The 12,656-nt window shown below is 53.6% G+C and carries 5 protein-coding genes; 1 reads left to right on the top strand and 4 read right to left on the bottom strand.

The annotated features are described in order from the left end of the window. Positions 1-5: 5 nt before the first annotated feature. On the bottom strand, positions 6-1,385 hold the full coding sequence (locus Q1A74_RS04770; RefSeq protein WP_299592842.1) for an MFS transporter: 1,380 nt from the start codon (positions 1,383-1,385) through the stop codon (positions 6-8). Between the two features lie 180 nt (positions 1,386-1,565). On the opposite strand from Q1A74_RS04770, the gene Q1A74_RS04765 reads away from it, so the two are divergent. Then, the gene (locus Q1A74_RS04765) at positions 1,566-4,520 is read left to right on the top strand and encodes a TonB-dependent receptor (protein WP_299592840.1); all 2,955 of its coding nucleotides are present in this window, start codon (positions 1,566-1,568) and stop codon (positions 4,518-4,520) included. Between the two features lie 279 nt (positions 4,521-4,799). On the opposite strand, the gene Q1A74_RS04760 is transcribed toward Q1A74_RS04765, so the two are convergent. The 3 genes from Q1A74_RS04760 to Q1A74_RS04750 form a co-directional block, all read right to left on the bottom strand. Further along, the gene (locus tag Q1A74_RS04760; protein ID WP_299592838.1) at positions 4,800-7,631 is read right to left on the bottom strand and encodes a TonB-dependent siderophore receptor; all 2,832 of its coding nucleotides are present in this window, start codon (positions 7,629-7,631) and stop codon (positions 4,800-4,802) included. 198 nt (positions 7,632-7,829) lie between these two features. After that, positions 7,830-9,662: a collagenase gene (locus tag Q1A74_RS04755; RefSeq protein ID WP_299592836.1), complete on the bottom strand. Its 1,833-nt coding sequence runs from the start codon at positions 9,660-9,662 to the stop codon at positions 7,830-7,832. Between the two features lie 134 nt (positions 9,663-9,796). Then, positions 9,797-12,367, bottom strand: coding sequence for a M9 family metallopeptidase (locus Q1A74_RS04750; RefSeq protein WP_299592834.1), 2,571 nt, complete (start codon positions 12,365-12,367; stop codon positions 9,797-9,799). Positions 12,368-12,656 lie beyond the last annotated feature (289 nt).

The raw sequence follows: 12,656 nt of genomic DNA, 5'->3' as shown, positions 1-12,656 counted from the left end.
TTTATCTAACTCGCGTGCTGTGAACGCTTGTGGCGTGGAATATTCAGCAGTCGCCGGTGGTACCAGAGCAGAGCGCTGGCGCAGCAGATTGAGAGTGCGGCGAAGCCGCCCCACATCCAATCTGGCCGCCCGAGGGTTTTTGCCAGGTATCCATAGCCCCACCCAGAAAGTAGACCAGCGACAAGGAAACCCACAGCCATGGAAAGAAAGTAGTACCCCATAAACAGCGCAGCCTGGGTGGACGGCATGGACTCGGCAACGTACTCCTGGCTTTTCGGGGAGGTGAGCATTTCTCCCACGGAGAATGCGATTACCGCCAACACAATACCGATGCCGCCCACCGCCGGGCCGAAACCCATCCACAGAAAGCTCGCGGCCATGACACAGGTGCCGGCAACCAAAACGTGCAGGGACGCAAAACGTTTGCTCAGTTGGCTGATGCCAATCTGTAAGATCAGAATGCTGCCGAAGTTAAACGCGGTAATGAATTCCGGGCTGATTTGACCTGAGCTACCTTCGCTGATGGTGCTGGCGATAGACGGACTGAATAGTGCGACCTTGGCCAGCAATGGTGCGGTGTCTACGAAGTCCCGAATGTAGAGAGGCAGAGTCAAAAACAGCTGGTTATAGCAGGCCCAGAACCCGGACATGATCAGCAGGTACAGCACAAACTGGCGGTTCTTCAGTACCCGTGCAATGTCTTTCAATACGCTTTGTTGTGTTGCGGTTTCCGTAGCCGATGATCCGTTTACAGTGGGGGAGGGCTCTCGATAAAACAGCAGTAGCAGGAAGTTGACCGCAATCCAGCAGGCGGCGACGGAGAAGACCCAATCCCAGCTGACATCCTTCACAATGCCGGCCACTACCGGGCCCACAAAGCCGCCCACATTGATCATGGTGTAGAAAATGCCGAATCCCAAAGCGCGGTTCTGGTTATTGGTGGACCGGCTGACCGTCGCCAATACCAGGGGTTTGAAGACGGCTGCGCCCACGGCAACAAACAACAGAATCGCGAAAAATGACCAGAAACCGGATACCTGGCCGAGCAGATAGTAGCCGGGCGTCATGATCGCGAAGGCGATGAAAAACATGCGTTTGTAGCCGTAGCGATCCCCCAGAGCACCGGTAAATACCGGCAGCAGGTACAGCAGAAAAGGGATCACGCCCTGAATGGTGCCACGTTGCGTATCGCTAAACCCCAGCCCGCCTTGCATCACACTGTTGGTCATATAAAGGGAGGACAGGGTAAAGAAGCCGTACCAGGCCAGCCGCTCAAAGATTTCCATCACGTTGGCGACATAGAAACTTGATGGGAAATAGCTTCCGCTTTCCGATTGCTTCCCTATGGCTACTGATTCATTTAGCTCCGTTGAAACCTGCGTCATGACTTCCTCTTTATTGTTTTCGGCCAATCTGTGTGCTGTGGCAATTTGTTGTTATTGTACACACAATATGTTTTAGTTGATATTGCGTGCAAAGATATTTGGTGCGCACCTAAAAATAAGTAACGAAGCAATAGATAACGAAACTATTGATATACAAATAGGAAAGAGGGTTAAGAGACCATGGAGATCAAAAAGAAGCTGCTGGCCTTGGCTATCAGCGCTACCCTGGCGAGTACCAGTGTTCTCGCCGCAGACACATCGGGCGGCTCACTCAAAGGTCAGGTCGTCAGTGCCAGCGGGCAGGCGCTTGCCGGGGCTGAGATTACCGTTACCCATATGGGTAAAGGCGTCACACGCACCGTGACCACAAACGCGAAAGGGGAGTACAACCTGCGCAATTTGCCGGTTGGCGAATACACTCTGAGCTTCGAGAAAGACGGCTATGACAGCGTCACTGCGCCGGATGTACTGGTGCAGGTGGGGCAGGCTGTCGTATTCGACGGTACTCTCGCGGCGCCTGGTGATGCGTCTGGAGGGGTACTGGAGATTGTTGAGGTCACGGGCACCATGCGTCGCCCGGTGGATACCGGCTCCTCCACCGCCGGTGTGGTGATTACTCAGGAAAAGCTGCAAATGCTACCGGTAAATACCGGTTTCGAAGCAATGGCGCAGTTGGCGCCCGGCGTAGTACAACCGGGCGGCCCGAGTTTTAACGGTGCATCCAGTTTCGGCGGCGCGTCGGCGGCAGAAAATGGGTACTACCTGAACGGCCTGAATGTATCAAACATCAAGACCGGGCTCGGATCCATCGCGTTGCCATGGGAAGCCATCAGTCAGACACAGGTAAAAACCGGCGCGTTAGATCCCGAATATGGCGGTGCCTTGGGTGGTATCGTCAATGCGGTGTCTCACTCTGGTGACAACGACTTCAACTTTGGTACCCAGGTTCGATTTGATCCAAATTCGACACACGCGCAACATAAATCGGTGCGTCGAGTCAGCGGTGACTACGAAATAAACACTGAGCAAAGTGGCGAGTCGTTCACAGAAACACAATTCTGGGCGAGTGGCCCGATTGTGCCCGACAAGGCATTTTTCTACGCCTTGTACGCGCCACGTACGACCAAAGATCAGTGGGTATTTGATAAAACTTATTACGACCGGGAGCGAGAAGAAGACCGCTGGCTCGTACGCCTTGATTGGTACATTAACGAGAATCACAGTGTCGATCTGACTGCGATCAACAACGAAGAAGACGGTAGACGGAATAATTTCGGCTACGATCCGGAATCGAACAGTATTAACGACTTCAAGGGTGTGACAGCCACACGTGAGGGCGGTAGCGTATACGGCTTTCACTACAACGGTCAGCTAACTGATGCAATGATGGTGGACGTTGTTGCCGGGCGTACCCAGGAGTCAATCTTTAATGCCGCAGTGAGCGACTTGCCGTCGGTACAGGACTGCCGCGCTAGCTGTACAAATATTAGCAGTCACAGTGATTCGACTGTAGGTGAGGAGGATTACACCCGCGATCAATTGCGTCTGGATTTAAGCTATGAGCTTTTGAATCATTCGTTGAAGGCTGGCATCGACTACAACAGTGTTGATGTCTACTTCTTCTCGACACCAAATGGCTATGACGACAACCTGGGTTGGTGGCGTCAGGAAGTTACAGCAGAAAGAGACGGGTCGGACTTGGCGCCGGGAATGGATGTCATTGAGCGCCGTGTGCGCACACGCTTGACGAATTCGGATGTAACTGCAAAGGCGTTCTATCTGCAGGATTCCTGGTCGGTGACAGATAGCCTGACCTTGAATTTGGGCGGCCGCTACGAGCAATTTGAAAATACGGCGAGCGATGGCAACCTGTTTGTCGACGCTGCTGGCTTCTCGCCGCGGCTGCAGGCTATCTACGATGTGAATGGGGACGGTAACACCAAGGTCTTTGCTACTTTCGGCCGTTATTATCAGCCTGTTTCTACGAACATGAATATCACCCAGGGTTCGGCTTCCCGTGAATATTTCGAGTATTACGCGCTGGACGAGGTGGATGGCGACGGTCGCGCAGTGTTACTCGATGATGGTTCCCCCAGTCGTGGTGAACAGTTGAGTGGCTACATTCGTCAAAACGGCATTGTGGACGCCAATCTGGTCGCCAGTGCTAATCTGGAAGGCATGTATGCGGATGAGTTTACCGCTGGGTTCGAGTCTCTGGTATTCGACAGTATGGTCGTTGGCGTACGAGGTGTATACCGCGATCTGAAACGCTCCATTGAAGATACTGACGTCGGGCCCGTTCTCGCGAACCGACTTGCTGAAATGGGCATCGAAAACAAGACGGACCAATCGAGCTTTTACGTGCTGATGAATCCTGGTGAAGACATGGAAATCAGCTATGACTTCAACAAAGATGGTCAAGTAGACAACGTTAAGCTTACCGCCGATGACTTGGCGCTGCCAGATCCGAGCCGGCGTTACGTGGCATTGGAGACCAGCCTGCGAGGTCAGGTTTCTGATCGCATGTTCCTGGATGCTTCCTATACCTGGTCACACAGCTATGGCAATACCGAAGGTCTGGTACGTACCGACAATGATCAGGCCGATCCGGGCTGGACTACGTCCTATGATTACGCGGACTTGATGGATCACGGCTACGGCGACCTGCCCAATGATCACCGCCATGCTCTCAAGCTGAACGGATTTTATGATATCTCGGATAACTTGACTTTGGGTTTGGTCACCTCGGTTGTTTCGGGGCGGCCAAAAAGTTATTTCAGTGTGCATCCTGAGGGCGTAGATAGTTGCGCCGAAGGTAGCCCGTGGAGTGATTGTATTAGCCGTTACTACGGTGAGGCTTCCTTTTATGATGAGAATGGAAACCCAGCCAATCGAGGTAGCAAGGGGAATCTTCCGTGGGTAAAACAACTTGATCTGTCTCTTACCTACACCCAGCCACTCTTCGATGGTGACCTGATGGTAAAAGGTACGGTGTATAACCTCTTGAATGATGACGCGGCACTGGATGTTGAAGAGTCGCGCACATACAACGGTCAGCTGAACCCTGATTACGGTATTGCACAATCGCGAGTTGAGGCGCGCTACTTCAGCCTGGTAGCTCGCTACGACTTCTAACCCTTGTATTATTACCAATAACGCAAGTAACAGAATCCCGGCTACAAGCCGGGATTTTTTTTGTCTGTGATTTGTTAACCGCGATTCACTGACCGTGGTCTTTGCACCAGTACGTATCCACTCTCAAGTTTTAGCCAAAAAAAAGCGCCGCAGAGCGGCGCCGTAAGCAGAGAGGTGCGACAAATTCCTCTTGGTTCCATCAATGCCCCCGGTTAGGGGGATGGTCCTGTGAGTGCAGGATGCACGGTACAACAAATTGTCTCGATGTTTTTTTAAGGATCAGAAGGTCAAGCTGACACCCGCGTAAAGATAGCGGCCCAGCAGTGAGTAGTTCGCTGACCCGTAAGAGGTATAGGGGTGATCGGTCCAGCTTTCATCGGTGAGGTTGTTGACCCCGAAATAGCCCTCGGTCGTATCGTTAAACCGGTATCCCGTCCAGAGGTTGTAGTAGAGAGAATCTGGCGTTTCCGGGCGAGAGAAGCGCTCCGGGTTGCCATCCAGCTCGATGGGCCCGCCGGCGGTGTATCTAGTGGTCAACATTACCGTCAAATCATTCAGGCTATAGGTAGTACCGAGGTTGGCCTTCCAGTCCGGAGCTCCATAATCACCTGCGTAATCTGTGGTTTCTTCTTTCCCGGTAATCAGGTTCAGTGCGGTGTACGAGTGCTCTAACTGATGTGTTCCAACCAGATTCAGCCGAAGCTCCCCCGGAAGGCCCAGCGCACCAAGACCGAACTGGTAATCTGCCTCAATATCCAGGCCACGACGGCGAGCACCATCGGCGTTTACGAAAGTGTCTTGTACAGAAAGCACATCGCCGTTGCCTGCACGTTCAACCAACGTACAGAAATCGTTGTCAATACTTTCCATATCCACGCAGTATCGCAAGTTTGCGTTGGCTCCAAAGCGTACGATCATGTCGCTCATGTCGATATCGAAATAGTCGACGGAGATGTTCAGTCCTTCGATAAAACTCGGAGTAAACACGATGCCAGCGGTAAACGTGGTGGCCTCCTCTTCGGTGAGCTGGTCGTTACCTTCAGCGATGACTTTGCCACGCAATCCTTTCAGATTGGAGTCCCAACCTTCTTCAATACCCAGTGCCTGACAATTCGCTTTACGGCGACCATCATCCGGGCCGCCTTCAATTTCCAGGGAATCACAGGGATCGGTAAGGCTTGCGTAACCGATGCTGGTTCCGAGGAACATTTCACCCAGTTGAGGCGCTCGCACGGCTTTGGAGTAGACCGTACGGAACCGGACGCTGTCATTGATTGCCCAGTTCAGGCCAGTTTTCCAGCTGCTGAAGTTGGCGGTCTCGGTGGAGTATTCGGCACCGCGCAATGCGGCTTCCAGTTCAAGGCTCTGTATCCCGGGAAGGTCTGCCAGCAGGGGGACCAACAGCTCGCCGTAGGCTTCCCGCACGTTGCGACTTTTCTCGTCAATGGGCGTCTGCATGGAGGTGAGCAGACCGGACCGCCACAATCCTGAGGGTTGGTAATCAAGGCTTTCGTAGCGAGCTTCAGCGCCGGCACTGAACATCACGTCGCCGGCGGGCAGGGGGAAGAGGTCACCGCTGAGGTTGGTGGAAAATGCATACTGATTGACGTCGGTGGTGGTGGTGTGTTCCGCCATGATGTAATCGAGTACGTCTTGCGATGCTGGCTCAAAGGGAGAAAACTCTGGGCAGTTTCCAGCGTCAACACAGGGGCCGATCAGACTGAAAGTGGCGCGGTCAATACGGTCTAGCCGCAGTGCGTTGCTACTTACCAGCTCCGCTACGGTGTAACCGCCGGTCAGGTAGCTGTCCCATTTCCAGCCGTTATCCAGATCGCCTTCGAGGGTGAGGCTGGCAGAAAGATATTCCCGCTCGTTGGTGTGGGCGCGGGGGCCGGCTTCGTCAAAGGTATAGGGCACGGCGAGCCAGGCGCTGTCGTGGTCATTCAATACCTGTTGCACGCTGTCCGGTACCGCGATGTCATTCACCTGTCCATCGACCACTTCGTACCAGTTGGAGGAAATGAAGTTCGGGTCGATCTCGTCATAGGCTTCCGTCTTTGAGTACATCACGTCGCCGCTGATGCGGGTGCTGTCGGTGAGGTCGTAATGCGCGCGGGAGTACGCGTTGACGCGTTCATAGGGGCCGCGAGCCATGTTGTACGCGTTGGGATCGAACCCGGATCCATCGATAGTCATCCAGCTGTCGGCAATGGCGGAACTCGGTGTGCGCAGCTCGGCACCGCCACCTTCGAGCTGGTACCAGCTGGTGTCATCGGCGGCGGTCCAGATACCAAAGGTATTACCGACGATATTGAAGTCCGCGTAGGTGACGCCTTCAGCAACGATTCTGTCCGGGATACCGTCATCCGGGCCGGTGTTATCCGGGTTGGTCATAAAGCGCATGCGACCCGCGGAATTTTCCCGGTCGCGAAAGTAGAGCGGCTTTTCGTTGAAGTAGTCGATGGATGCGGCAAAGTTACCGCGGCCATCGGCGAAGTTTTCACCCAGTGTGAGTGTGACCGCTTTGTTGGCGCCCCCGCCGGCTTCGGAATCACCTATCTGGCTACGTATGGAAATGCCTTCGAAGTCATCTTTCAGAATAAAGTTGACCACGCCGGCTACGGCGTCTGCACCGTAAACTGCCGAGGCACCGCCGGTTTGCACTTCCATTCGCTGTACCAGCTCGCTGGGGATCATGCCAATTTCCGACACCATGGTGTTGGCATCGGTGGTGATCTGTACAGGACGTTTGCCATTCACCAGTGCCAGGGTGCGCTCAACACCCAGGCTGCGCAGGTTCAGCACATTAAGACCGGAGTTGCCGAAGGAGTAGCTACCGGAAGTTGCGTCAAAGCCTTCGCCGAATTGCGGCATAGTGGATAACACTTCGTTCAGGTTCAGCTCGCCACTCATTTTGATCGATTCGGAGTCAATCACTGAGGTGGGGGCGGGGGTGTCGAAGGTGGAGCGCTGGATTCTGGAGCCGGTTACAACGACTTCTTCCAAGCTCGCATCACCGACATTGGACTCTTCAGATTGTGCGTAGATCAGGCCGCTGTGACTCGCGCTGGCGGCAATGGCGATTGCCAGAAGCTTTTGGTGTGTTTGCATCATATATTCCCGGTTATTTTTATGGTTACCGCTTATGTTATTTGGTACGCAATGGCAATTTAAGCTTAAGCAATATTTACTTTGTGCGCAATAGTGTTTTTTGGCGAGGTTGAGAGTTGGCGTAAGAACTGAGCTGAGGGGGGAGTACCCCGGCAGCACCATGGCTCCGGGGGGATTTGAGGCAGGCTGCCGTAGACGCTACAGGTGATGGTTGTGTTGTGCCGTCAGCGGCAAGTCGGCTGGCTGCAGGTAGTCGCGGTACAGGTAGCGGTAAAGTGTACGGGGGATCTTTTCATTTTTGGGCGTATCGCTTTCCGCGGGGGCGACGGTGCCAAGCCAGCTGGCAAAGTCGTTTTGCCAGCGGTTGGCAAACTCGTCGAGTTGATCGCGGTATCCCTGGAAGTCGTCTTTGCGCAAATGCGCGGCCAGAGTGGCAAGACTGTCGGAATCCTGTTGATACAGAAAATTAATTGCCAGATAGCTCCAGGAGTACACTCTTTCTGTGCCATCGTCGTAGGTGGTTGCGAAAATCTGATTCAGCGTGGGGTATTCCGAGGGGCGAATTTTCTTCAGGTCCCGTACTGCGCTGTCGTAGTGGTCACCCTGTGCAATGTAATTCGCAAGACCTTCAGACCACCACACCATATGGCTGGGGAAATGGCCAAAGCCACCCTGCTTATTGAAGCGGCCATCCAGGTAGTGTACGTATTCGTGCTCCAGGTTCCAGATGCTGAAATCGGGATTGATCCAGAACGCTTCGAAGGCGATAAAACGGGCCTGGTTGCCGGCTTTTCCGGGGTCCCCCTCAAGAAACATGCCGCCATTGTTGGTATTGATGTCAAACAGCAGGGCCGCATACTCGTTGTACTGGCTGTAATTATCGAACACGACGACTTCCAGCTGGTCGTTGTGATCCTGCTCCACTGGTTTGTTTTGACTTTGCAATTTCTTATGGAAATCATCTTCCTGGGCGAGCAATGTTTCACAGGCGGCAGTCAGCGCCGGTTTACTGATACTGTTGGCCCGGATCAGCAGGGCATCTGAGCAACTGTGTTCGATGGGGAGCGCGGTCTCTTCGGTTGGGTAGTGGCAGCGGCCGGCGAATTCTTCTTTGCAGGCACTTTTGCCGCGAAATGAAGTGACCAGGTAGGGACGCGTATAGAGTTTGCGCTGATCCTCCGCCGCCAGGAAGGGAAGGTCTTTCGACAGTAACCGCCAGACCGTCTCATCCAGCTCTGAGGATTTACCTTCCTCATTGTGGAGTACCCGAAGGTTGCCGATCGCCCATAGTGCGTGTTGTAAGCGCCATAACCCTGGATCTGCATTACTTGGCGCTACCTGGGCAGTGCGAATCAGCACATCAGTGGATGGGGTGTTCGCGAAGAGGGCATCTTTAATGAGCGATTGGCTGCGCGCCTCGTAGGCGAGGAACCCGACGGCCCGGTACGCTTCCCAGAGGGTATAGCGTGCCTGCTCAGTGAGTTCGCTCGTTGCAGTGGCGGGGGCGTACCGATTGAGAATGCCATATGCAGAATCGAGATGCGGTGTGAGCCGGGCTGCGAGTGGTGCCCGGTTGTAGTAGCGGTAGAGGGTGACCGCAAAGTGTTCCTGCAAGCGAGCGCTCTGGTCATTTTGCTGAATGAACAGCGGGTGTTGGCGCAATTGAGTCAGTACTTTATCCAGCGCAAACCACTGCAGATCATCAATGGGTTCCAATGGGCCAAAGTAGCTGTATGCGCGCAGATAGTAGAGAAGGGCGTCGAGATCGTTAAAATCTGCGTTCGCATCGATTGTGAGTCGATCCAGTTCGGTCAGTGCAGAAAAAAACTGTTGGGGATGATGTAGTTGGCCTGTAGACCACAGGTCATTTTCCGCAGCCTTCAGTTGGGTGAGGAGTGTGTCGGCTGGTTTTTTTGTACAGCCGATGGCGAGTGCCAGTATGGTTGCTGCGAATGCGATGAATTGAAGGGGTTGGCGAAGGGGTTGGCGAAGGGGTTGGCGAAGGGGTTGGCGAAGGGGTCGGTTCAGCATGTGCGGCTCTCCTTTTTGTTATTGTGCGCACAATAACAAATGAGGTGGGACGCGGGTAGTGCAAGTTGAACTTTTAACTGAGGAAAACCGGAATGACCCCGGCCGCATTGGCCGGGGTGTTAGTCCTTCAATAATCAGTTGGCAGTAAGTTCAATACCGGCCCCGGTAAAGCCTTCGCTGGTCAATACTGAGATGTAGTACCAACCACTGTTCGGCGCAGTTACGGTGACAGATTCGTTATTACCACCGTTGGTGGAGCGCTGATCGTAGTCACTGCCGGTTGCCCAGGTTGCACCATTGACATAGAGATCGGCGTTTCCTTCGCCACCAAACAGTTTCACAGTCAGGGAGTTGGTGGCCTCGGGTATGTAGGTGTAGTAATAGTTGATGCTATTACCGTCGGTGATACAGGTGCTGGTGTTCAGCTCCAGGCTACCGTAGCCCACTGGCGTTCCGCTGCAACTCGGTGCACTGGCTTGCTCAAAACTTGCCAGCAGGCTGACACCCGAGAATGCCTGGTAGGCCTTGAGGCGAATATGCCAGCGACCTTCCTGGGGCGCTTCGACATCACACACTTCCACGTTCCCGCCGATGTAGGGTCGACAATCGTATTCCGTGTCCGTGGATTCACTACCATGACGCAGGTACAGATCGGCATCGCCGGTACCACCACTGATGGCAATGCTCAGATTCTCAGCATTGGCCGGAACATCAATGTAGTAGAGAACATCTTCACCCTGAGTAGATACGCTGATACCAGATATTTCCTGATTGTTGGAAATTTCAGTGGGCGTATCGCCGCCGTTATCACCACCATCGTCACCGCCGTCATCACCGCCACCGTCTTCGGTAGAGCTTTCAACCTGTTGTAACCAGGTCTGCCATTCGGCGTCGTAGGTGGTACCGATATTGTTGAGATAGCTCAGGTAGCCGTCATAGTTGCCGGCGCGCAGGTAAGTGAGCATCTGAACAACTTCGCTGTGGTGCTTCTCGAACATAAAGCGCACGGCGAGGTAGCCCCAGCGATAAACACGATCCTGTCCACTGTTATAGGTGTTGGCGAAAATTTCACTCAGGTTGAACTCGCCACTACGGCCAATATCCACGGCAGTATCGTTGTAGTTCTTCTTGGAAACGTACTCGGCCAGACCTTCAATCCACCAGACCGTTTTGTGGCTACCAACTCGCGCATCGCCAAAACCACCGTAGAGGTTGTAGCGTCCATCCAGGTAGTGCACATATTCGTGGGTAAGGTTCCATACTTCAAAGTCCGGGCGCAGCCAGTCAGCTTCGTGGGCAATAAAGCGTGCCTGGTTGCCTTCGACGGCGGGGCTGCCTTCCAGGTACATACCACCATTATTGGTATCGATGCCATAAAAGAGTGAGGCGTAGGTGCTGTACTCGCTCCAATCGTCAAACACCACCACTTCCAGTGCGGTATTGAGATCATCCGCTACCGGGTTGTAGTTGGTGTCGAGCAGATCGTGGAAATAGGTTTCCTGGTCTGCCAGCTGATCGCAGGAATCGGCAAACTGCACCGTGTTCATATCTTGGGCCAGGATTTCCAGGCTGCTGCTACAGGTATGGCGGTTGGCCAGAATCTGTTGCTGCAGGTCTTCTTCAAATCCACAGATACCGAAATCCGCGCAATTGCCGTAGTAGTCCGCGTTTCCAGCGGCAGCAATCCACACCGATTGTCCCGTGCCCATCATGCTGTAGTGGTCAAGCACCTGTTGGGTTTCAGCTACGACAGTATTATAGGCGGGGCTGGTAGTGTGCTGTAAGAAACGGGTGAGTTCGCGGGCTGCGTTTTCCTGCATAAACAATGCATCGGAATCCAGCATCCAGTCGGCTCGGGCGAAGCTACCCAGTGATTGCATCAACGCGGTATCACTGCCGGCTGCGTTGATGAAGTCAGTGGAATAGTGGCCGCGGAACAACACGGTAAAAATGCCATTGACGGAGGCGCGCAGGCTAGTGATTGCCGCAGCCTGCGGATTCCAGCGCTGCAGCCATTCTTTGACTACAGGCAGGTAACGCGCGTTTTCTTCGGCACTGTCGATCAGAACGATGGCGTCGATGGTGGCGCTGCCATTGCTGCTGGACAGAGAGTAGAAATCCGGGTTAGCCACGAATGCATCCAGGGCGCCTACTACGGCAGACTGCACATTCGAAGAAAAGCTCACGCTTTCTGGATAGTAGTACTCGATGTAATAACCGGTACGCAGGAAGTAGAACAGCTTGTTGATACTGGCATTGCCATCGGCGGCGTTGTAGTCCGCTGCCATTTGCTGAGCCGCATTGGCCACTGTAATCATCTTCTGGTTGCTAAAACTGGCAAAGCTCGTGGCGTTACCGTCGTACAGATCGTTGATGCAGCTACTTTCTGACTGAAGGATATAGTCCACCAGTGCCTGACCGTTGTTTTGGGCATAGCCGTCTGCGTCGCAGGTATTCAGCGGTTCCACAGCGAGGGTGGAAAACGCCTGAAGTTGCATTGGGACAACTTGCGGGGTTTGCTGAGTCTGCTCATTAGGGTTGTATCGGGGTTCCACCGGCGCATGGATGGTCGCATCCAGGGCGGTGCTGGTGAGTGGCGTCGCTGGGGATGGGGCGGCATGTACCTGCATTGCCGCTCCGAGTAATGTTGCTGCGAGTCCGGTCAATAGACCGTGGACCGTTAGCGAGTTTTGATTATTTTTCATGTTCTCTCTTTCTTATATTGGGTGTTGTTTCAGCACGGCAGCTGTGAAAGTGACCAGCTGCGGTACATGGGTCGTCACTTAGGTAGTGGCATCGCATCTCCTGTATTTATGTTGCATGCAAAAACATACCATTGAGCTCGAAGTATTTTTAGTTTTGGTGCACAGTTTTTGCGACTTATGGCGGAAAAAGCTTCATCGATTGGCTGAAACGGAAAGCGCTGGCGCAGGCTGAACAAAAAAAGAACAGATAGCCTGACGCTTAAGCGCTAAATTTAAGGGGGAGAGAAAG

It is taken from the genome of uncultured Microbulbifer sp. (genome assembly GCF_947504145.1).
GTDB lineage: Bacteria > Pseudomonadota > Gammaproteobacteria > Pseudomonadales > Cellvibrionaceae > Microbulbifer.
The sequence above is the reverse complement of the archived record's forward strand: the minus strand, read 5'-3'. Positions and strand labels throughout refer to the sequence as shown.